At 72.5% G+C, this 21,263-nt stretch carries 20 protein-coding genes and 1 other RNA gene; 7 read left to right on the forward strand and 14 right to left on the reverse strand.

The features are described 5' to 3' along the window. The first annotated feature begins 22 nt into the window (after positions 1–22). Positions 23–1,150 (forward strand): FAD-dependent monooxygenase, encoded by a 1,128-nt coding sequence (locus ACLJQM_RS39430; RefSeq protein WP_410635429.1) that lies wholly within the window; start codon positions 23–25, stop codon positions 1,148–1,150. Here ACLJQM_RS39430 and ACLJQM_RS39435 read toward each other — a convergent pair. The 3 genes from ACLJQM_RS39435 to ACLJQM_RS39445 are packed head-to-tail and all read right to left on the reverse strand — an operon-like array spanning position 1,095 to position 4,088. Further along, positions 1,095–1,769, reverse strand: a complete 675-nt coding sequence (locus ACLJQM_RS39435; protein WP_247014336.1) for a response regulator — start codon at positions 1,767–1,769, stop codon at positions 1,095–1,097. The two genes, ACLJQM_RS39430 and ACLJQM_RS39435, sit on opposite strands and share 56 nt — an antisense overlap. Beyond that, positions 1,766–3,334, reverse strand: a complete 1,569-nt coding sequence (locus tag ACLJQM_RS39440) for a sensor histidine kinase (protein ID WP_410635431.1) — start codon at positions 3,332–3,334, stop codon at positions 1,766–1,768. The genes ACLJQM_RS39435 and ACLJQM_RS39440 overlap by 4 nt, the downstream gene beginning before the upstream one ends. Before the next feature lie 46 nt (positions 3,335–3,380). After that, a complete protein-coding gene (locus tag ACLJQM_RS39445) occupies positions 3,381–4,088 on the reverse strand; it encodes a dienelactone hydrolase family protein (RefSeq protein ID WP_410635432.1) in 708 nt (235 codons plus the stop codon). Positions 4,089–4,114: 26 nt separating this feature from the next. On the opposite strand from ACLJQM_RS39445, the gene ACLJQM_RS39450 reads away from it, so the two are divergent. Beyond that, positions 4,115–4,324 carry a hypothetical protein gene (locus tag ACLJQM_RS39450; protein WP_247014339.1) on the forward strand — a complete coding sequence of 70 codons (210 nt, stop codon included), beginning with the start codon at positions 4,115–4,117 and terminating at the stop codon, positions 4,322–4,324. Then, positions 4,321–5,076 carry a hypothetical protein gene (locus ACLJQM_RS39455; RefSeq protein WP_247014340.1) on the forward strand — a complete coding sequence of 252 codons (756 nt, stop codon included), beginning with the start codon at positions 4,321–4,323 and terminating at the stop codon, positions 5,074–5,076. The genes ACLJQM_RS39450 and ACLJQM_RS39455 overlap by 4 nt, the downstream gene beginning before the upstream one ends. Here the strand turns inward: ACLJQM_RS39455 and ACLJQM_RS39460 are convergent. Both ACLJQM_RS39460 and ACLJQM_RS39465 read right to left on the reverse strand, forming a co-directional pair. Continuing rightward, positions 5,049–5,270, reverse strand: coding sequence for a hypothetical protein (locus ACLJQM_RS39460; protein ID WP_360779142.1), 222 nt, complete (start codon positions 5,268–5,270; stop codon positions 5,049–5,051). The genes ACLJQM_RS39455 and ACLJQM_RS39460 overlap by 28 nt on opposite strands. 8 nt (positions 5,271–5,278) lie before the next feature. Then, positions 5,279–6,403, reverse strand: coding sequence for an anion permease (locus ACLJQM_RS39465; RefSeq protein ID WP_410635434.1), 1,125 nt, complete (start codon positions 6,401–6,403; stop codon positions 5,279–5,281). A gap of 195 nt (positions 6,404–6,598) precedes the next feature. On the opposite strand from ACLJQM_RS39465, the gene ACLJQM_RS39470 reads away from it, so the two are divergent. Further along, complete coding sequence (locus ACLJQM_RS39470) at positions 6,599–7,999, forward strand: nitrilase-related carbon-nitrogen hydrolase (RefSeq protein WP_410635435.1); 1,401 nt, start codon at positions 6,599–6,601, stop codon at positions 7,997–7,999. On the opposite strand, the gene ACLJQM_RS39475 is transcribed toward ACLJQM_RS39470, so the two are convergent. Continuing rightward, on the reverse strand, positions 7,970–8,770 hold the full coding sequence (locus ACLJQM_RS39475; protein WP_410635437.1) for an acetylxylan esterase: 801 nt from the start codon (positions 8,768–8,770) through the stop codon (positions 7,970–7,972). The genes ACLJQM_RS39470 and ACLJQM_RS39475 overlap by 30 nt on opposite strands. A gap of 182 nt (positions 8,771–8,952) precedes the next feature. On the opposite strand from ACLJQM_RS39475, the gene ACLJQM_RS39480 reads away from it, so the two are divergent. Beyond that, positions 8,953–9,816 carry an esterase/lipase family protein gene (locus tag ACLJQM_RS39480; protein ID WP_410635438.1) on the forward strand — a complete coding sequence of 288 codons (864 nt, stop codon included), beginning with the start codon at positions 8,953–8,955 and terminating at the stop codon, positions 9,814–9,816. On the opposite strand, the gene ACLJQM_RS39485 is transcribed toward ACLJQM_RS39480, so the two are convergent. The 6 genes from ACLJQM_RS39485 to hutH form a co-directional block, all read right to left on the reverse strand. After that, a complete protein-coding gene (locus ACLJQM_RS39485) occupies positions 9,800–10,951 on the reverse strand; it encodes an FAD-dependent oxidoreductase (RefSeq protein WP_410635440.1) in 1,152 nt (383 codons plus the stop codon). The two genes, ACLJQM_RS39480 and ACLJQM_RS39485, sit on opposite strands and share 17 nt — an antisense overlap. A gap of 113 nt (positions 10,952–11,064) precedes the next feature. After that, complete coding sequence (gene hutI / locus ACLJQM_RS39490) at positions 11,065–12,210, reverse strand: imidazolonepropionase (protein ID WP_410635442.1); 1,146 nt, start codon at positions 12,208–12,210, stop codon at positions 11,065–11,067. After that, entirely contained in the window at positions 12,198–13,430 is a 1,233-nt protein-coding gene (locus tag ACLJQM_RS39495; RefSeq protein ID WP_410635443.1) for a formimidoylglutamate deiminase, read from the reverse strand. Before ACLJQM_RS39495 ends, hutI begins: the two co-directional genes overlap by 13 nt. Positions 13,431–13,531: 101 nt before the next feature. Next, a complete protein-coding gene (locus tag ACLJQM_RS39500) occupies positions 13,532–14,728 on the reverse strand; it encodes an allantoate amidohydrolase (protein WP_410635445.1) in 1,197 nt (398 codons plus the stop codon). Continuing rightward, a complete protein-coding gene (hutU, locus tag ACLJQM_RS39505) occupies positions 14,725–16,377 on the reverse strand; it encodes a urocanate hydratase (protein ID WP_410635447.1) in 1,653 nt (550 codons plus the stop codon). Before hutU ends, ACLJQM_RS39500 begins: the two co-directional genes overlap by 4 nt. Before the next feature lie 2 nt (positions 16,378–16,379). After that, positions 16,380–17,906: a histidine ammonia-lyase gene (hutH, locus tag ACLJQM_RS39510; RefSeq protein ID WP_360779168.1), complete on the reverse strand. Its 1,527-nt coding sequence runs from the start codon at positions 17,904–17,906 to the stop codon at positions 16,380–16,382. 84 nt (positions 17,907–17,990) lie between these two features. Between hutH and ACLJQM_RS39515 the strand changes: the two genes are divergently transcribed. Together ACLJQM_RS39515 and ACLJQM_RS39520 are read left to right on the forward strand one after the other, a co-directional pair. Further along, entirely contained in the window at positions 17,991–18,779 is a 789-nt protein-coding gene (locus tag ACLJQM_RS39515) for an IclR family transcriptional regulator (RefSeq protein ID WP_360779171.1), read from the forward strand. A 30-nt stretch (positions 18,780–18,809) separates the two neighbouring features. After that, positions 18,810–20,054, forward strand: coding sequence for a diguanylate cyclase (locus ACLJQM_RS39520; RefSeq protein WP_410635449.1), 1,245 nt, complete (start codon positions 18,810–18,812; stop codon positions 20,052–20,054). Between the two features lie 2 nt (positions 20,055–20,056). Here the strand turns inward: ACLJQM_RS39520 and ACLJQM_RS39525 are convergent, their stop codons facing one another. Together ACLJQM_RS39525 and ssrA are read right to left on the reverse strand one after the other, a co-directional pair. Further along, positions 20,057–20,209, reverse strand: a complete 153-nt coding sequence (locus ACLJQM_RS39525; protein ID WP_247014354.1) for a hypothetical protein — start codon at positions 20,207–20,209, stop codon at positions 20,057–20,059. A gap of 558 nt (positions 20,210–20,767) precedes the next feature. Then, positions 20,768–21,135, reverse strand: a transfer-messenger RNA (tmRNA) gene (gene ssrA / locus ACLJQM_RS39530). Between the last annotated feature and the right edge of the window lie 128 nt (positions 21,136–21,263).

Raw genomic sequence — 21,263 nt, forward strand, 5'->3', positions numbered from 1 at the left:
TACACCTGTAGAGGAGGACGTCATGCACGCAGTGGTCGTCGGAGGCGGGATCGGCGGGCTGGCCGCGGCCGCCGGATTGCACCGGGTGGGCTGGCGGGTCACCGTGCTCGAACGAGCACCGGAGTTCGGCGACGTCGGCGCCGGAATCTCGCTCTGGTCGAACGCCCTGCGCTGCCTGGACGAACTCGGCGTCGACCTCGGCGAGCGCCTCGCCCCGCAGCGCGACGGCGGGTTCCGCGACCGTCGCGGCCGCCGGCTCACCCGCTGGGACTCGGCCGCGTTCGAACGCCTTCACGGCCGCCCGCTCGGGGCCATCCACCGGCGCGACCTCATCAAAGCACTCAAGGACGCCGTCCCCGCCGGCAGCCTCCGGACGGGCACCGAAGTCACCGAGGTCCGCGAAGACGGGCTCGTCCGCTTCGACGGCGGAGAAATCAAGGCCGATTTGGTCGTCGCCGCCGACGGGATCCGCAGCCGGGTCCGCCACGCGCTCTTCCCGCACCACCCCGAGCCGGTCTACGTCGGCAGCGCGGCCTTCCGCGGTATCGCGAAACTTCCGCACACCCGGCTCAGCACGAGCTTCGACCGCGGCACCGAGGTCGGCGTCCTGCCCCTCACCGGCGACGACGTCTACTGGTGGATCTGTTACGTCACCGAGCCGGGCCGGCACCCGGGCAAGCCGGACTTCGGCGACTGGCACGACCCCATCCCCGCCCTGATCGACGCGACCCCGCCGGAAGCGTTGCTGCACCACGACCTCCACCACCTCGGGACGCCGCTGCCGACCTACGTCCGCGGCCGGATCGCCCTGCTCGGCGACGCCGCGCACGCGATGCCGCCGTTCCTCGGCCAGGGCGGCTGCCAGGCCCTCGAGGACGCCGTCGTGCTCGCCCACGCGATGTCCACAACGGACGTCCTAAAAGGACTTAAGACCTACGACGAAGAACGCCGTCCACGCAGCCAGAAGGTCGCGAAGGAATCCGTCCGGATGGGCAAGCTGGGACCGCAGCTGACCCACCCGATCGCGACGAAGCTGCGCACCGCCGCGGCGAGGCTCCTCCCGGCGAAGGCGGCCGTCCGGATCGGCGCGGGCATCACGGGGTGGCGGCCGCCGCGTCTCCCCCGACCAGCCCCGCCTCGTACGCCGTGATCGCCGCCTGCACCCGGTTCTTCGCGCCGAGCCGGGTCAGGATGGTGCTCACGTGCGCCTTCACCGTGCCCTCGACGACGAACATCTTCGCCGCGATGTCCGCATTGGACAGTCCGGAGCCGAGCAACGTCAGCACTTCCCGCTCACGCGGTGTCAGCACGCTGATCCGTTCCCTGGCCGCGGCCGCGCGCGTCAGCCGACCGCCGGACAGCCGCGCGATGACCCGCTGGGCGACCTTCGGCGAGAGGAACGCGGCCCCGCCGGCGACGGCGTGGATCCCGGCCAGCAGTTCGCGCGGGTCGCCCGACTTCAGCAGGAACCCGCCCGCGCCGAGGCCCAGAGCACGTTCGATGTACTCGTCCTCGCCGAACGTCGTCAGCATGATCACGCCGGTCGAGGGCAGCAGCTTCCGGATCTCGGCGGCCGCGCCGAGGCCGTCCAGGCCCGGCATCCGGATGTCGAGCAGCACGACGTCCGGGTGCGTGGCGAGCGCCTGCGACACCGCCTCGCGCCCGTCGCCGGCTTCGGCGACGACCTCGATGTCCGGGTCCGCGCCGAGGATCGCCGCGACCCCCGCCCGCATCAGCGCTTCGTCGTCGGCCAGCACGACCCTGATCACGATGCCCCCTCTTCGAACCAGTCCTTCGAAACCAGTTTCCCCTCGGCGAAACACAGCCGGTAGGCCGCGTAGTCGTCGTTCAGCCACGACCGCCCGGCACCGTAGTACTCGCACGCGGTCCCGGGCACCGGCGGCGGCTCGCCCCGGGTGGGCCGCGCCGAGCGCTGGCGTTCGGGCAACGTCAGCTCGGCCCGCGACTGCCCGATCCGCAGTCGTTCGTAGGTCCCGCCGGGCAGCTCGGAGGAGTTCCACTGGTAGAGGAACGCGATCCCGCCGACCGCCAGCACCACCCCGAACAACGCGAGCGGCACGACGACCGCCTGGACGAGGCTGCGCCGCACGTCCCGGCGCGCCAGCTCCAGCGCCCGGGCCGACGTCGACTGCCCGACCTCGTCGTCGGCGGCCTCGCGCAGCTCCGGCGTCTCCTCGACCGGCGCGGCGTCGTGCGGCAGCGTGGCGGTGACGGCGAACCCGCCTTCGTGCGGCCCCGCCCGCAGCGTGCCGCCGACCAGCCGGACGCGCTCGCGCAGGCCGATCAGCCCGCGCCGCCCGGACGCCGCGCCCGGCAGGGGCCCGGCCGGCGGCGGCGCGTTGACGACGCTCACCTCGGTCACGGCGCCGGAGCTCGTCACCCGGACCACGGCCGCGGCGCCCGGCGCGTGCTTCGCCACGTTCGTCAGCGCTTCCTGGACCACGCGGTGGGCGGCGCGGGCGACCATCGGCGGCGCCTGCGCGCAGTCCACCGTCGCATCGATGAGCAGTCCCGACGCGCGCGCCCGTGAGATCAGCTCACCGAGGTCGCCCTGCACCGGTTCGACCGGCGCGGCGTCCTCCCGCAGCACGCCGATGATCTCGCGCAGCCGCTCGGTCGCGGCCGCGGCGCCGGCCCGCAGCTGGGTGGCCGCGTCGCGCTGGGTGCCGTCGAGCCCGGCCGCGACCTCGAGCGCGGCGGCGCGGACGGCGATCAGGCTCAGCTCGTGCCCGAGCGAGTCGTGCATGTCGCTGGCGATCCGGGCGCGCTCGCGCAGCCGCGCCTGGTCGGCGACGAGCCGCTGCCTGCTCTCCATCTCCTCGGCCCGGCGCCAGCCGGTGCGCGCGAGCTCGCCGCGCACCCGGACGTACCGGCCCAGCAGCCACGGCGACAGCCCGGCGAACACCAGGATCGCGACCATCGCGGCCCAGTCGCCGATCCCGTCCGGCCCGACGAGCAGCGCCAGCGGCAGGCCGAGCACCGTCACGGCCGCGCCGATCAGCAGGCCCGGCCGCGCCCGGTCCATCCGCAGCCCGGCGAGGTAGCTCATCGCCACCAGCACGAACACGACCCAGACGGCCACGCGGTCGCCGTACGGGAACGGCACGGCGAGCGCCCCGGCCAGCGCGATCCCGAGCGAGACGACGGGGTGGCGGCGGGACGTCGCGACCGTGCCCGCCACGACGGCGAGCCCGCCGGCCAGCTCCCAGTACGACCGGCTCTCGATCGTGCCCGCGACGACGACGAAGCCGAGGAACAGGCCGAGCCCGACGTCGAGCACCACCCGCCACCTGCGCTTCGTCACCTCCTGCACGGGATCGAAGCTACAAGGCGCACCCGCGGGCGACCACTGCCGAAAGTCAACCTTTCAGCGTGTCGAGGAACGCCAGCGTCTGCGGCCAGGACAGTGCGAACGCGTCGGCGTTCACCGCCGATCCGTGCCGCGAGGAGTCCGTGAAGCCGTGCTCGGCGCCCGGGAAGTGCTGGCTGAACGTCGCGCCCCGCGGCCGTGACTGCAGCGCCGTCTGGAGCCGGGCGAACGTCTCGTGCGAGACGACGGTGTCGGCCTCCGGGTAGGCGACGAGCACGGGCGCGGTGATCGATGTCGACAAAGCGACCGCGTCGAGTTCGTGGTTCGGCGGCGCCGGGACGCGGATCGTCGGGTGGTAGGCCACGACACCGGAAAGCCGCTGGTCACGGGCCCCGAGCAGGAGCGCGAACCGGCCGCCGAGGCACCAGCCCATCACCCCCGCGGACGCGCAGCCCAGCTCGCCGAGCAGGTGGTCGAGCAGCGCGGTCTGCTCCGCCAGCGCGGTTTCGTCACGCAGGTCGCCGAGCTTCGCGCCGAGGTCCTCGCGGGAGGTGTTGTCGGTGCTCGCGCCGTGGAAGACGTCCCAGGCCAGCGCGGTGATCCCGCGGCCGGCGAGCTCGTCGGCCCAGGCCCGGACCTGCTCCCCGATCCCGGTGATCATCGGCAGCAGCAGCATCCCCGACGCCGACCCGCCGTCCGGCCTGGCCAGGTACGCGGAGAGTTCGCCGACACGGACGGTGGACGTCTCGAAGGTCATGTCCGCATGATGCATGATGATCCACCATGGCCGAGCGCACACTCGCCGATCAGTTGGGCGGCTCCCTCCCCGAAGGCATCGAGGCCCTCGAAGCGCACGAGCGCCAGGACCTCGCCGACGCCTTGCGCGACGCGCGCCGCCGGCAGGCGAAAGCGCTCGCCGAAGCCGGCGAGGAGGGCCTCCGGTACGTCCCGGCGCTGCTGCGCGGCGCGGTGCGGAAGGCGGTGGGCCTGTGACCGCGGACTACGCCTCGCGCGCGGAGATCCTGAAGCTGGCCCGCGTCCTCGACGTCGAGCCGGCGCGGCTGGACTACCTCGCCCGCGTCGACGCCGACGACCTCAAGGCGTTCCGCGGCCAGGTGACCGACACGCTGTTCGACGCGAACAGCGCCGTGCTGCAGCGGATGGCGCTGGCGGCGCGGCTGCTGCCCGGCGCGGTGCTCGCCAAGATCGCCGAGAAGGTGTTCGGCCCGCTGCTGTGCGCCCGGATCGCCGGGCTGGTCGACGTCTCCCGCGGCGTCGACGTCGCCAAGCGGCTGCACCCGCGGTTCCTCGCCGAGGTCGCGGCCGAGCTCGACCCGCGGCGGGCGAGCGCGATCATCTCGCGCATCCCGCTGGACACCGTGCTCGCGGTCGCCGCCGAGCTGGCGCGCCGCGAGGACTGGATCACCCTCGGCCGGTTCGTCGGGCACCTGCCCGACCCGACCGTGCGGCAGGCGCTGGAGCGGATCGACGACCCCGGCCTGCTGCGGATCGCGTTCGTGCTCGACGACAAGGGCCGCATCGACCACGTCGTCGGCCTGCTGCCCGCGCACCGGCTCGGCCGGCTGATCACCGCGGCGGGCACCGACGAGGACCTCCGGGACCCGGCGCTGGACCTGCTGACGCACCTGAGCGCCGAGCGCCGGGGCACGCTGGCCCCGATGCTCGGCGGGCTCCCGGACGGGTTCCGGGAACGCGCTCAGGCGACGATCAAGAAGATCCCGTAGCCGACGATCGCCGCGCAGAGCACGAAGCAGATGACCGCGCCGGCCAGCGGACCGCTGCCCGAGCCACCCGCTTCACGGGCCTGGTCGCGCTGGGACAGCCCGACCACCCCGAAGGAGAAGAGGCTCGTCAGCACGACGACCGAGGCCAGCGCGACGACGAAGACGAGACCGAGGGAACCCCCATCGATGTGCACGGCGCTCCTCAGAGGTTGGCCGGCTGCACGCCGGGCTCGGGCTCGGAAATGGAGTCGGCGCTGACCGGGTTCCGCTTCGACGCGAGGTAGATGCCCACCGCGACGACGACCCCGGCGAGGCCGATCAAGACGGTGCCCCAGGTGCCGAGCGTGGAGACCTCGGCGGCGATCGCGCCGACGATCGCGGCGGCGGGCAGCGTCAGCGCCCAGGCGAGCACCATCTTGCCCGCGACGCCCCAGCGGACCTCTGCGAGCTTGCGGCCGAGCCCGGAGCCGATGATGCCGCCCGAGCAGACGTGCGTGGTGGACAGCGCGAACCCGAGGTGCGCCGAGGTGAGGATGACCGCGGCGGCGCTCGTCTCGGCCGCGAAGCCCTGCGGCGTCTGGATTTCCGTGAGCTTCTTGCCCATCGTCTGGATGATCCGCCAGCCGCCGAGGTAGGTGCCGAGCGCGATCGCGGTGCCCGCGGTCAGGATCACCCAGAGCGGCGGTCCCGAGTTCGGTGCGAGCGAGCCGGACGCGATCAGCGTCAGCGTGATGACACCCATGGTCTTCTGGGCGTCGTTCGTGCCGTGCGCGAGCGACACCAGCGAAGCCGAGGCGATCTGGCCGGCCTTGAACGTCCGGCCCACCGTGTCCTGCTTCGCCCGCGCGGTGATCCGGTAGACGAGGAAGGTGCCGAGCGTCGCGACGATCCCGGCGACGATCGGCGAAGCGAGCGCGGGGATGAGGACCTTCTCGACGACCTTCCCGAAGTGGACGGCGTCGGAGCCCGAGGCGATCCAGGTGGCGCCGATGAGCCCGCCGAACAGGGCGTGCGACGAACTCGACGGCAGCCCGATCAGCCAGGTCAGCAGGTTCCACACGATGGCGCCGACGAGCCCGGCGAAGATGATCACCGGCGTCACCTTGGTGTCGTCGACGATGCCCCCGGAGATCGTTTTCGCGACCTCCACCGAGAGGAACGCGCCGACGAGGTTCAGCACCGCGGAGACGCCGACGGCGACCCGCGGTTTGAGCGCCCCGGTGGCGATGGAGGTGGCCATCGCGTTGGCGGTGTCGTGGAAGCCGTTGGTGAAGTCGAAGGCCAGCGCGGCCACGATCACCACCAGCACGATCAGCGAGAAGTCCATGCCCGGCTCTCTCTCCGTAGCTGTTCTTCAGCAACGCTACTGATCCACAAGACCGCCGCCGATCCCTGTCGCGTGACGGCTCCTTGAACTCTCGATGAACCGGGGTGGGGCCACCCCCACCAAAAGCCCGGTGGCCCGGCCCAGTGCCCGCGCGGATCTCGCCTGAAACCCTGGAACCGGGCGAAAGGGGCACCGATGAAAGCGATCCTGGCGACACTGGCGTCGGCCGTGCTGTTCTTCTTCGGCACCGGGCTGGACCCGCTTCCCGAACTGGCGTGGCTGGCGCCGTTGCCGATCCTGCTGCTGGCGCCCCGCGTCCACGGCGGGGTCGCGCTGGCAAGCGCTTTCACCGCCTACCTCGCGGGCAGCGCCGGCAGCTGGAGCTACTTCTGGCACTCCCAGTCGGTCCCCCGGCCCGCCGCGCTCGCGATCCTCGGCGGCAGCGCGGTGCTGTTCGCGCTGTCGGCCGCGCTCTTCGGGCTGCTGGTCCGGCGTGGCCACGGATTCCTGGCCGCGCTCGCCGCACCCGCGTTGTGGACCGTCGCGCTCTACGTCGTCTCGCTGCTCAACCCGACCGGCCTGATGGGCACCTTCATGACGACGCAGGCCGACCGGCCCTCGATCGTGCGGATCGCCGCGGTCACCGGCGGCTGGGGCGTGGAGTTCCTGGTGCTGTTCGTCCCGGCCGCCGTCGCCGCGGCGCTCGCACCCGGGCTGCGCGGCCGGACGCGGCTCGTCCCCGTCGTCGCACTGGCCGCGATCGCCGGCGGGCTCGCGTTCTGGAGCACGCCACCGCTCACCGGGCCGTCGACGCGGGTCGCCCTGATCGCACCCGGGCAGAACCGCTGGGCGGTCGACGTCGCCACCCGCGACGGCCAGGCGCTCCTCCAGTCCTATGTGGACCAAATCGGCCGGTTGCCGGAAGGCGTCAAGGCCGTCGTGCTCCCCGAAGCCACCTTCGCGGTGGACCGGACCAGCCGCGCGAGCCTCGTCACGGCGCTCACCGAAGTGGCCCGCGCGAGAGACCTCGACGTCGTCACCGGCGTCCTCGACAGCACGCCGGACGGCCGGTTCAACGCCGCACTCGCCGTGGCCCCGTCCGGCGCGCCGGTCGAATACCGCAAGTGGCACAACGGGGATTCGCCGAACCTCCGCTCCGGCACCGAGCTGACCCGGTTCGCCGGGATCGGCCTGCTGGTGTGCATGGACGTCAACTTCGCCGACCCGAGCCGCGGTTACGGCGACGCGGGCACCGGCCTGGTCCTCGTCCCGGCCTCCGACGAGAACGTCGACGGCTGGGCCCACAGCCGCACGGCGCTGCTTCGCGGCGTCGAGAACGGCTTCTCGGTCGCGTGGAGCGCGGCCCGCGGCACCCCGATGCTCGCCGACGCCCAGGGCCACGTCCTGGCCGACGCGCACACCGGCGGCAGCCCGTTCACGGTGGTCGTCGCGGACGTCCCGAGCGGCGCGGGGAAGACGCCGTACGCCCGCTTCGGCGACTGGTTCGCCTGGCTCTGCGGCCTGCTCGCGGCGGCCGGGATCGCGGCCGCCGTCCGCAAGCCGTCGTCAGACCTGGAGCGCGAGCCCGTTGCGTAGCACCTTCGACCACGCCGGGTCGGTGCACAGCGTGCAGCCCGGCCCGAAGAAGACGCCCTTGGCCCGGGTGTCACCCGCCAGCCAGTACCGGAACCACGCGGTGATCGCGCCGCGGAAACCACCGGCGTCGCCCACCGCGGTGAAGTGGGTGGCTCCGGCCAGTTCGCCGTAGACCGCGGGGACGTGCGACGCGGCGTAGTAGCGCGGGATGACCAGCAGTCCCGGCACGACGATCACGTCGAGCTGGCCGCCGAGGAAGAACACCGGGCCGTGCAGCGCCGGTACGGATCCGAGCGGACCCGGCTCGAGCGGGACGGTGGTGGTGATCAACGGGTCCGCGCCGGCGGCGATGGCCCCGCCGCCGCCCTGCGAGTGCCCGGTCGCGCCGATGTGCGCGGTGTCGATCCGGCCGAAGTACCGGCTGCCGGGCCGCGCGTTCTCCGCCACGAGCGTCCGGGCGCCGGCCAGCATTTCCGCGCCGCTCCCCGAGCTGGGCGTGTCGGCGGCCGCGACGACGAACCCGTACGACGCGAGGTGGCGCAGCAGCGGCGCGTAGACCGCCGGGGTCGCGCCCGTTCCGTTGCCCCACACGATGACCGGGTGCCGGTCGCCGCCGAGGTCGGCGGGCCGGAAGACGGTGTGGGTCCCGTCGAGGGCTTCGCTGACGACCGGATGCGGACCCGGCTGGTCCCAGTGCACCGGATCCGCCAGCGCCGGCTGGGGCGCCACGAAAAGGGCGGTCAAAATGGCCACGAGCCAGAGACGTCGCACGGCTCCTCCTGTTTCGCCGGTGGACCAGTCCCTTTGACCATCGACCAGGAACGCCGTTCTCTTGGTTGTCACTTGTCACAACAAACGGCCACCATCTCTGAGCGTTGTCCCAGGTCGCCACTCCGGCGCTGTGACCGATCATGAGCTGCATCACTTACTGATGGGTAACTGGAGGCAGTGGAATGCGGGTAACCAACGGCGGTGCCAAGCGGATCCTCACAGCGGTCGTGGCGGCGGTCACCCTCGGCGTCGCCGCCCCGGCGGTCGCCGAAGCGGCGCCGAGCGGCGGCTGGAACGACTGGGGCTGCCGCCCCTCGGCCACGCACCCCCAGCCCGTGGTCCTGGTGCACGGGCTCGGCGCGAACGACACCGTCAACTGGTTCTTCCACGCGCCGAAGATCGCCGCCCAGGGCTACTGCGTCTTCTCCCTGACCTACGGCACCGGGATCCTCCCCGGCGTCGGCGGGCTGGCCTCCATGCGGGACAGCGCCGGCCAGCTCGGCCGGTTCGTCGACAAGGTCCGGACGACGACGGGCGCGGCGAAGGTCGACATCGTCGGCCACTCCGAAGGCAGCACGATGCCCGCGTACTACCTGAAGTACGGCGGCGGCGCGGCGAAGGTCGCGAACTTCGTCGGCTTCGGCGCCAACTACCGCGGCACCACGCTCGGCGGCCTCGACGCCCTCGCCAAGGCGCTCCTCACGACCGTCCCGGGCCTGGACCTGGTCCTCAAGACGGCGTGCGGCGCGTGCAAGGAGTACCTGGCCCCGTCGGCCTTCCTGGACGACCTCGCCCGCGGCGGCGTGCACGTCGCCGGACCGGCGTACACGAGCATCGTGAGCAAGTACGACGAGGTCGTGACGCCGTACACGAGCGGGATCCTGAACGAGCCGGGCGCGAAGGACGTCGTGCTGCAGGACTTCTGCGCGTCCGACGCTTCGGGCCACCTGAGCCAGGCGATCGACCCGAACGTCACCGGCCTGATCCTGCACGCGCTCGACGCGAGTTACCTTCCGAAGTGCACGCCCTTCACGCTTCCGCTGTGAGTGGGTTCTGCCCGAGGAAGCGCCGCCCGTTCTCGGCGGACTCGCGCACCGCGGCGAACCCGTAGCCCACCATCGCCGTTTCGTAGGCCTCGACGGCTTCGAGCAGCGGAGACCCGGCCAGCGCGGCCGCCAGCACCGCACCATCGCGCAACGCGGTGTTGGCGCCCGCGCCGCCGGCCGGGCTCATGGCGTGGATCGCGTCGCCGACGAGCGTCACGCGTGAAGGGGCCCACCGTGCGATCGGGACACTCGTGCGGATCGGCTGCGGGAACGTCGCCGGGAGGTCCCAGTGCCCGACCATTGCGCCGGCCAGCGGGTGCCAGCCGTCGACCAGCCCCAGCGCCAGCTTCCGGAGGTCGCCGGGCGCCATCGCGGCGAGTTCGGCCTCGTCGTGCCCGACGACTTCCCAGCGCGCGCCCACCGAACACGTCATGTAGCTCTCGGCATCGCGCAGCCGCAGGTCCGGCACCAGCCGCGCGCACGCGTCGGCGACCGGTCCGGGGTAGTCGACCGGGGCGAACCCGGCCATCGTCCGGTCCGGCCCGACGATCATGGTGAACACCGCGAACATCTCCGGCTCGAACAGCGCCCGGGTCTCCGGGGTGAGCGGGATCCGGCCGTAGAGGTGCACGAGCCCGGCGTCGACGACCTCGGCGTGCGGCAGGTACTGCCGCCGCACCGGGGAGTTGATCCCGTCGGCGCCGACCAGCAGGCTGCCGCGGGTGGAAGTCCCGTCGGCGAAGTACGCGGTCACGCCGTCGTCGTCGGTTTCGTAGTGCGTGAACCGCTTGCCGTAACGGACTTCCTGGCCGTGCAGCAGGATCTGCCGCAGGGTGAAGCGGTTGACGTTGAGGTGGGTTCCCTCGTCCGCCAAACGCGTGACCAGGCCCAGCCGCTCGTCGTAGACGTTGGTGTGCGGCCGCGCCCGGCCCGCGGTGGCGTGGAAGAGTGCGTGCAGCTCCGGCGGCAGCACCTCGCGCAACGCCGAGTCGCCGACGTCACCGATGTGCAGCCGGTAGCCCTGCTTGCGCGCGCCCGCCGATTCGTCGCGTTCGTAGACCCCGCAGGGGATTCCGGCCCGGCGCAGGCCGTGCGCGAGGCTCAAGCCACCCAGACCGGCCCCGATGATGATCACCGACACAGCTGTCCCTTCGTCGCTTCCGAGGAAGGGACGCACAGGTGAGCCTGGCTGCGCCGCCCGGACTAACCCATACCGGACTGTGTCTTCGCGCGTCCTCGCTTTCGACGTTAGCGCACGCGATCTCCGGCGCGCCACACCGAGTTCGTGAGCGGCACCCCCGGCCGGTACGCCAGGTGCGTCACCGAAGGTGCGTCGAGCACGTGGACGTCCGCCCGAGCACCCGGCCGCAGCACGCCGACGTCGTCGCGGCGCAACGCCTTCGCGCCGCCCGCGGTCGCGGCCCAGACGGCCTCTTCGATCGTCATCCGCAGCTGCAGCACCGCCGTCGCCACGCAGAACGCGATCGACGTCGTGTACGAGCTGCCGGGGTTGGCGTTGCTGGCCAACGCGACCTTCGCCCCCGCGTCGAGCAGCCGCCGGGCCGGCGCCATCGCCTGCCGGGTCGACAAGTCGCACGCGGGCAGCAGGGTCGCCACGGTTTCCGACGCGGCCAGCGCCTCGACGTCGGCGTCGCTCAGGTACGTGCAGTGGTCGACGCTCGCCGCGCCGAGCTCCACCGCGAGCCGCACGCCGGGCCCCTCGCCGAGCTGGTTGCCGTGCACCCGCAGGCCGAACCCGCGTCCGGCGGCGGCCTTCAGGACCCGCGCCGACTGGGCTTCGTCGAACGCGCCGGTCTCGCAGAACACGTCCGCCCAGCGCACGCTTCCCGCCACCGCGTCGAGCATTTCGCCGCACACGAGGTCCACATAGGACTCCGCGTCGGCGCCCGGCGGCACCAGGTGCGCACCGAGGAACGTGACTTCGTCGGCCACCGCAGCGGCGATCCGCGCGCTCCGGGCTTCGTCCTCGACGGTCAATCCGTAGCCCGTCTTGGTCTCCAGGCACGTCGTCCCCTGCCGGGCCGCTTCGTCGACGTGCCGGCGCAGGTTGGCCGCCAGCTGCTCGTCCGACGCCTCCCGCGTGGCGCCGACGGTGATCGCGATTCCCCCGGCGGTGTAGGGCTTCCCCGCCATCCGGGCTTCGAACTCGGCGGTGCGGTCACCGGCGAAGACGAGGTGCGTGTGGCTGTCGACCCAGCCCGGCAGCACCGCGCGGCCTTCGACGTCGACGCGCTCGTCCGCGTCCGGTGCGTCGGACGCGCTGCCCACCCAGGCGACGCGCGGGCCGTCCAGCACCAAGGCCGCGTCGGACAACCGGCCCAGCTCGGGGTCGTTCGTGGTGAGCTCGCCGATACCCGTGATCAGGACTGCCACAGTTCCTCGATCTCCTTGGCCAGCACGGTTTCCGGTCGTTCGACCAACTGGTGCGCGCCTTCGCGCACGACCTCGCGGCCCGCCACGACGACGTGCCGGACGTCGGCGCCGGACGCGGCGAACACCACGCCCGAGGGCTCGATCCCGGCCGTCCGCACCGAATCCAGGGTCACGGTGACGAGGTCCGCGCCCGCCCCCTCGGCGAGCGCGCCGACCTCGAACCACCCGGTCGCGGCGTGGTCGGTGCCCGCTTCGAGGAGCTCCTCGGCGGTGAACCGGCCGCGTTCCTCGCTGGCCAGCCGGTCGTCCAGCTCCAGCGCGCGGGTTTCTTCGAAGGCGTCGACGACGGCGTTGCTGTCGCTGCCGACGCTCAGCCGCACCCCGGCGTCCCGCAGGGCGCGGGCCGGGCCGATGCCGTCGCCGAGGTCGCGTTCGGTGGTCGGGCAGAAGCAGGCCCGCGCCCCGCGCAGCCGCTCGATGTCCGACGCCGTGAGGTGCGTGGCGTGCACGGCGACCAGCCGGTCGGTCAGCACCCCGCGCTCGTGCAGCAGCTCGGTGGGCGTGCGCCCGTACGCGGCCAGGCACTGCTCGTTCTCGGCCCGCTGCTCCGACAGGTGGACGTGCACCACCCGCGGACTGTCCACAAGCGACAGCTCCTCGGCCGGAACCGCGCGCACCGAATGGATCGCGGCGCCGACGCGGAACAGCTCGTCTTCCCGCAACGACGCCACCCGTGAAGCCCACGCCGAGGCCGAGCCGTCGGAGAACCGCCGCTGGACCTCGTCGGGCTCGACGCCGATGCCGCCCGCCAGGTAGCACGTGTCCAGCAGCGTCAGCCGGATCCCCGCGTCGGCGGCGGCCTGCCGCAGCGCCGCCCCCATCGCGTTCGGGTCGGCGTAGGGCTTCCCGCCGGGCGCGTGGTGCAGGTAGTGGAACTCCCCCACGCTGGTGTACCCGCCCAGGACCATCTCGGCGTAGACCCCGCGCGCCAGCCGGTAGTAGGTGTCGGGGTCGAGCCGGGACGCGAGCGCGTACATCCGCTCCCGCCACGTCCAGAACGTGCCGCGTTCGTGGTGCGTCCGCCCGCGCAGCGCCCGGTGGAAGGCGTGCGAGTGCCCGTTCGCGAACCCCGGCAGCGTCAGGCCTTCGAGCACGGTGCCCGTGCGCGGCGAATCCGGGGTCACGCCCGTGATCCGGCCGTCGGCAACGTCGATCCGCACGCCGGACGCGATCCCGGCCGGCAGCCACGCCTGTTCGCACCAGAAAACTGTCGGTGCCTGACGATAGGCTGGAGATGGGGGGCGCCCCCGCGGGCCGGAGGTCATCGCGCCAGCCGTTCCAGGACCGTGGCCAGCGCCGCCGCGCCCGCTTCGACGTCGGCGGTCTCGGCGAACTCCTCCGGCGAGTGGCTGATCCCGGTCGGGTTGCGCACGTAGAGCATCCCGGCCGGGACGAACCCGGCGAGGATCGCGGCGTCGTGCCCGGCGCCGGTCGGCAGCTCCGGCGGCCCGCCGAGCCACCCGCCGAGGTCGTCGCGCAGCCGATCGTCGAACACCACATCGTCCGAATAGGACTCCCGGGTCACCTCCACCCGGCAACCTTCTTCCTCCGCCGCCGCCTCGGCCGCCCGCGTGATGTCCTCGACCAACGCGGGGGTCGCGGTCCCCGGCACCCGCGCGTCGAGCCAGAGGTCCACAGTGGACGCGATGACGTTGGTGCCGCCCGGCGTCGGCACGAGCCGCCCGACGGTCGCCCGCGCGTCCGGCACCGCGCGGGCCAGCCGCCGGACGGCGGTGACCGTCGCGGCGGCGGGCAGCATCGGGTCGGCCCGGTCGGCGAGCAGTGTCGCCCCGGCGTGGTTCCCCTGCCCCGCGAAGGAAAACCGCCACCGGCCGTGCGCGATCACCGTGTTCCCGACCGCCACCGGAGCGCCGAGGTCGATCAGCCCGCGCCCCTGCTCGACGTGCAGCTCGACGAACTTCCCGACCAGCTCGAGCCGTTCGGGGTCGGCGCCGATCAGGGCCGGGTCGAAGCCGGACCGCCCGGCGGCCTCGGCGAACGTGACGCCGTCGGCGTCCCGCAACCCGCGTGCCTTGTCGGCGTCGATCGTGCCGGTGAGCAGCCGCGAACCGAGGCACGGGACGCCGAACCGGCCGCCCTCCTCCTCGGTGAACACGACGACCGCGAACGGCTTCCCCGGCCGGAAACCCCGCGCCTGCAAGGATTCCACCGCGGCCAGCGCGCTGACGACGCCGAGCGGGCCGTCGAACGCACCGCCGCCGGGCACCGAGTCGAGGTGGCTGCCGGTGACGACGGCGTCCGGCCCCGGCGGCCCCCACCACGCCCAGATGTTGCCGTTGTGGTCGGTGTCGACGTCCAGCCCGAGCCCCAGCGCCCGCTCGCCGAACCACGCGCGCAGGTCTTGCTCGGGCGCGTCGAAGGCGTGCCGCGAGTAGCCGCCGCGTTTCGGGTCACGCCCGACGTCGTCGATTTCCGCGAGCAGCCCGGAGGCCGTCACGCCTGCTCCCGCATCGGCACCCGCACGCCGCGCTCGTCGGCGACTTCGTTCGCGCGGTCGTACCCGGCGTCGACGTGCCGGATGACGCCCATGCCCGGATCGTTGGTGAGGACGCGCTCCAGCTTCTGCGCGGCCAAGGCCGTCCCGTCGGCGACGCTGACCTGCCCGGCGTGGATGGACCGGCCCATGCCGACGCCGCCGCCGTGGTGGATCGACACCCAGCTGGCCCCGGAGGAGGTGTTGACCAGCGCGTTCAGCAGTGGCCAGTCGGCGATCGCGTCGGACCCGTCGGCCATGCCCTCGGTCTCGCGGTACGGCGAGGCGACGCTACCGGAGTCGAGGTGGTCGCGGCCGATGACGACCGGCGCCTTCAGCTCACCGCCGGCGACCATTTCGTTGAACCGCAGGCCGGCCAGGTGGCGTTCGCCGTAGCCGAGCCAGCAGATCCGCGCCGGGAGCCCCTGGAACGCCACGCGCTCACCGGCCAGCTTGATCCAGCGGGCGAGGGATTCGTTCTCCGGGAACAGTTCCAGCATCGCGCGGTCGGTCGCGGCGATGTCCTCGGGGTCGCCGGAGAGCGCGGCCCAGCGGAACGGGCCGTTGCCCTCGCAGAACAGCGGCCGGATGTAGGCGGGCACGAACCCGGGGAAGTCGAACGCGCGCTCGCAGCCGCCGAGCTTCGCCTCGCCGCGCAGGGAGTTGCCGTAGTCGAAGACTTCCGCGCCCTTGTCGAGGAACCCGAGCATGGCGTCGACGTGGTCGGCCATCGACTCGCGCGAGCGGTCGGTGAACTCGTCCGGCTTCTTGGCCGCGTAGTCGTGCCAGTCCTCGACGGCGATGCCCTTGGGCAGGTAGGAAAGCGGGTCGTGCGCGGACGTCTGGTCGGTCACGATGTCGACCTCGACGTCGCGGCGCAGCAGCTCCGGCAGCACCTCGGCCGCGTTCCCGACGACGCCGACCGACAGCGGCCGCTTCTCGCGCTTGGCCTTGGTGACCCGGGCGATGGCGTCGTCGAGGTCGTCGGCCACCTCGTCGAGGTAGCGCGTCTCGACGCGGCGGTGCGCGCGCTGCGGGTCGCACTCGATGACGAGCGCGACCCCGTCGTTCATGGTCACCGCGAGGGGCTGCGCGCCGCCCATCCCGCCGAGGCCGGCGGTCACGGTGAGGGTGCCTTTCAGCGTCCCGCCGAACTTCTTCTTCGCCACGGCGGCGAACGTTTCGTACGTGCCCTGGAGGATGCCCTGGGTGCCGATGTAGATCCACGAACCCGCGGTCATCTGCCCGTACATCGTCAGGCCCTGCTGCTCGAGCCGGCGGAATTCGGGCCAGGTCGCCCAGTCCCCCACCAGGTTCGAGTTCGCGATGAGCACGCGCGGCGCCCACTCGTGCGTGCGGAAGACGCCGACCGGCTTGCCGGACTGGACGAGCAGCGTCTCGTCGACGTCCAAAGTGGTCAGTTCGCGGGTGATCGCGTCGAAGCTGGCCCAGTTGCGCGCGGCCTTGCCGGTGCCCCCGTAGACGACCAGGTCCTCCGGCCGCTCGGCGACGTCGGGGTCGAGGTTGTTGTGGAACATCCGCAGCGCGGCTTCGGTCTGCCACGACTTGGCGGTGAGCTGGGTGCCGCGGGCGGCACGGACTACGCGGGACATTCTCAGACCTCCAGACGGGCGGCGTCGAGGACGGCGCCGGAGCGGACGAGTTCTTCGGCGGCCGCGATCTCGGGCGCCAGGTGGCGGTCGGGGCCGGGGCCCGCGACCTTCGTGCGGAGCAGGTCCCGGACGCGGCCGGTGACCGGCGACGGCTCGAGCGGCGCGCGGAAGTCCAGCGCGCGGGCCGCGGTCAGCAGCTCGATCGCGAGCACGGTGGTCAGGCCGTCGACGGCCTTGCGCAGCTTCCGCGCGGCCGACCAGCCCATGGAGACGTGGTCCTCCTGCATGGCGCTGCTCGGGATCGAGTCGACGGACGCGGGCACGGCGAGCCGCTTGAGCTCGCTGACCACGGCGGCCTGCGTGTACTGCGCGATCATGTGTCCGGAGTCGACGCCGGGGTCGTGCGCGAGGAACGGCGGCAGGCCGTGCGAGCGCGCCTTGTCGAGCATCCGGTCGGTGCGGCGCTCGGCGATGCTGGCGACGTCCGCGATCGGGATGGCCAGGAAGTCCAGCACGTACGCGACGGGCGCGCCGTGGAAGTTGCCGTTGGACTCGACGCGGCCGTCGGCCAGCACGACGGGATTGTCCACAGCGGACATCAGCTCGCGCTCCCCGACGAGCTCGGCGTGCGCGAGGCTGTCGCGCGCGGCGCCGTGCACCTGCGGGGAGCAGCGCAGCGAATAGGCGTCCTGGACGCGGTTGCAGTCCGGGCCGCGGTGGCTCTCGACGATCTTCGAGCCCTGCAGCGCCTGCCACATCCGTTCGGCCGACAGCGCCTGCCCGGGGTGCGGCCGCAGCGCCTGGAGGTCGGCGGCGAAGGCGCGGTCGGTACCGAGCAGCGCCTCGACGCTCATCGCGGCGGTCAGGTCGGCGATGTCGAAGAGCCGGTGCAGGTCGGCGGCGGCGAGCAGGAGCATGCCGAGCATGCCGTCGGTGCCGTTGGTGAGGGCGAGACCCTCCTTCTCGGCGAGCACGACCGGCTCGATCCCGGCGTCCTTCAGCGCTTCGCCGGCTTCGACGAGCTCGCCCCGGTACGTCACCTGGCCCTCGCCCATCAGCGCGAGCGCGACGGCGGCCAGCGGCGCGAGGTCGCCGGAGCAGCCGAGCGAGCCGTACTCGTGGACGATCGGGGTGATGCCGGCGTTGAGCAGGGCCGCAAGCGTTTGCGCGGTGCCCGGCCGGACGCCGGTGTACCCGCTGGCGAGGGTCCGCAGCCGCAGCAGCATCAGCGCGCGGACGACCTCGGCCTCGACGGCGGGTCCGGCGCCGGCGGCGTGCGAGCGGATCAGGCTGCGCTGCAGCGCGGTCCGGCTCTCGACCGGGATGTGGCGGGTGGCCAGCGCGCCGAAGCCGGTCGAGACGCCGTAGGTGGGCGTGACGGCGTGGGCGAGGTTCTCGATGTGCTGGCGGGTCGCGGCGAGGGTCTTCTCGGCCGCGTCCGTAAGCCTGACCGGCGCGTAGCCACGGACGACGTCGACGACCTGGGCGGCGGTGAGGGGTTCGAGGCCCAGGAGCACAGTTTCCGGCATGGGCTCATTGGACATCGTCCTTCCCGCTGGTGGGATGGCCCACGGGGTGGTTCTGTCTGGTATCCCAGACGCTAGGGTCGGGCCATGGGTGACAGCAGCGAGGTCCCGGCGCTGCGCCGCGGCCTCGCGGTGCTGCGCCTGCTCGCGACGCGCCCCGGCCCGGTGACGGCGGCGGCGATCGCGCGCGAGGCGGGCCTCCCCCGCTCGACGACGTACCACCTGCTCAACGAGCTGGAAGCCGCCGGTTTCGTCGTCCACCTGCCGGCCGAACGCCGCTACGGCCTGGGCATCGCGGCCTTCGAGCTCGGCTCGGCGTACCTGCGGCACGACCCCCTCGAGCGGCTCGCCGGGCCGTTGCTGCGCAAGCTCGTCGACCGCGTCGGGCACACCGCGCACCTCGGCGTGCTGCACGGCAGCGAGTCGCTGTACCTGATCAAGGAGCGCCCGCTCCGCCCGGAGACGCTGGTGACCGAGGTCGGCGTCCGCCTGCCCGCACAGCTGACGGCGTCCGGCCGCGCGATCCTGCGCCACCTGCCCGCCCCGCACGTCCGTGCGCTGTTCCCTTCGGCGGCGGCGTTCGTGCTCCGCACCGGCCGCGGCCCGGGAACGCTGGCCGACCTGCGCCGCACGCTGACCGCGGAGCGCCGCCTCGGCTGGTCGGTCGAGGACGGCCACGTCACGGCGGGTTTCGCCTCGGTGGCCTGCCCGGTCTTCGACCACGGTGCCCGCCCGATGGCGGCGATTAGCGTGACGCTGCGCCACCACTGCGCGACGGACCCGTGCGAGGAGACGTGGCCGGAGCTGGCGACCGAGGTGGCGGCGACGGCCGCCGAGCTGACCACCCGCATCGGCGGCCACCCGGTCGCGCAGTAACGCCGTCCTGATCGCCTTCGATCCCGTGGTGTGCTCGTCCCACCCGCGCAGTGGGCGTTGTGGAAGCAGCGGCCTCGGATCGTCGTGTACTGCCTGGCGAGCGAAGCCCTGGCCGTGACACTCGCTTCCCGGCCGTCACCGATCGCCGTCGACCAGCGCTCGCTGACCGTGCTCGGCGCCCTGCTGGCCCTCGGGGTGATCCAGGCGGAGGCGGGACGCCGGGTCGAGCGCAGCCAGCGCCGGGCGGCGAAGACCCCGCACATCAACATGACGTCGGTCTGGACGTTCGCCGGCGTCCTGGTGCTCCCCCCGCTGTTGCTCGCCGTTCTGGTCGGCGGCCTGTACCTGCACCTGGCGCTGCGCAGCTGGTACCGGCTGCAGCGCGTCCCGCCGTCCCGGACGTGCAGCAACGCGGCGATCATCCTGCTGTCCTGTTACGCGGCCCAAGCAGTGCTGGACCTGACCGACGTGGCGGACGTCCGCGCGGCGGTCACCCGTGGCTGGACCGGCGCGTGGCTGGTCGCGGCGGCCGGGGTGACGTTCTTCGTCGTGAACGCACTGCTGGTGCTCCCGGCCCGCCGGATCGTCGGGCGGTCGGTGGTCGAGCTGTTCGGCACCTGGTCGGACAACGGCCTGGAGGCCGCGACGCTGTGCCTGGGCGCGTTGAACGGCCTCGCACTGGCGACGTTGCCCGGCATGGTGGTCCTGGTGCTGCCACCGGTGCTCCTGCTGCACCGGACGGTCCTGGTGAAGCAGCTGGAAGCGGCGGCGCAGCGCGACGAAAAGACGGGCCTCTACACCATCCGCAGGTGGCGGGCCCTGACCGAACGAGCGCTGGCGGACGCGGAGCGCCACGACGGGACGGTCGGCCTGTTGATGCTCGACCTCGACCACTTCAAACAGGTCAACGACACCTACGGCCACCTGGCCGGCGACACGGTCCTGTCTTCGACGGCCGAGGCGATCGTTTCGGCGGTCCGCGGCCGCGACGACGCGGTGGGCCGGTTCGGTGGCGAAGAGTTCGTCGTCCTCTTGCCGGCAACCGGCCGGCCGGTTTGCGGTGCGGTGGCCGAGCGCATCCGCCGGGCGATCAGCGTCCTGACCGTCCCGGTGGGGCAGTCGTCGATCACGGACCTGTCGGTGTCGATCGGCGTCGCCGTCTACCCGACGGCGGGCAGGTCACTCCAGGACCTCTTGGACGCGGCGGACGCGGCCCTGTACCGGGCGAAGGAGACCGGCCGGAACAAGGTGGTCCACGCGGCGGACCTGCGCTGAGGTCAGCGCTCCCGCCACAACCCGGCGTCGAGCCCGAGCATGTCGAGCAGCTCAGCGCACTCCCGGGAGTTGGTCGAGTGCCCGGCAACGGTAACGAGAGCCCGAGAGTGCTCCGCGGCGAGCCGTTCGGCCTCCTCGGCCCGCAAAACCCCCATCCGACTGTCTTCATCGTGGGCGCTGGTGCTGCCACTGTGCCGTGCCCAGGTCATCGGGCCACCTACTTCCAGCCCCACGGGTGCGGGGCCAAGGTCGGGCCCTCAGCATGACACTCACAAAAACTTCACCCGCAAGTGGGCCCCGTCACACCGTATAGCGCATGACAGAACACGGAGAGCAAACAGCCCAATCTGAGCCAGGACCACAACGCAGAGAGCGCAAGCGTTCACCCACCCGCGGAACCGCCGGTCCGACGCGGACCCCGCTCAAAGTCCTCAAAACGGAACGGACCGATCTGGAACAACGACCGCTTCTCCGTAGCGGGCTACGCGGTCATGACGGCCTCCAGCGCAGCTAGCCCCAGCCTTCCGAACGGCGTTCCACAAGTGCGTCGCAGCAACCCCCCAACCCGCACCACCAGCGGGGGCAAGGGGCGGCAGCCCCAGGAGGGGTCCAGGGGGCGAAGCCCGCCTGGCGGGGGTCTGGGGGTTCGACCCCCAGAAAAACACCCGAGAACGAGAGAAGGCCCAAGCCCCGAAGGGGCGTAGGCCTTCTCGCAGTGGAGGTGCCGGGAATTGAACCCGGGTCCTCTGGCGTATCAACAGGACTTCTCCGTGCGCAGTCCGCTACGTCTCTACTTGGCCCCCTCGGTCACGCGAACAAGCCGAGGTGACGAGCCCAGCCACTGTTTGCTTCACGGCAGTTCCCCGTGGCCGGGACTGCCGCTGAGCCTCCTAGCTGATGCCGGTACCCGGGCCGGAGGCGAACCCGGGCCGACAGAGACGCACTCGCTCAGGCGGCGAGGGCGTACTCGCGCTGACTGGAGTCGGCGCTTATTTGGTTGCGATGACGCTTACGGTGGTCTCTCGCCTGCACCGGCACGCTTCTCCTGAATCAACGTCCAAAGTCGAAACCGTTCACCCCCTTGGTGGGACACAACCTGACCATCATAACGCGTCCCGCCACCTCTTTACTCCGGTAGGGCCAGCCCTACCGCGAGGATGCCCGCGCGCACCATGTCGGCCGCTCGCTTGGCAGGTGATGCTTGAGCGA

It is taken from the genome of Amycolatopsis sp. cmx-4-83 (assembly GCF_046548815.1).
In the GTDB taxonomy this organism is placed as follows: Bacteria; Actinomycetota; Actinomycetes; order Mycobacteriales; family Pseudonocardiaceae; genus Amycolatopsis; species Amycolatopsis pretoriensis_A.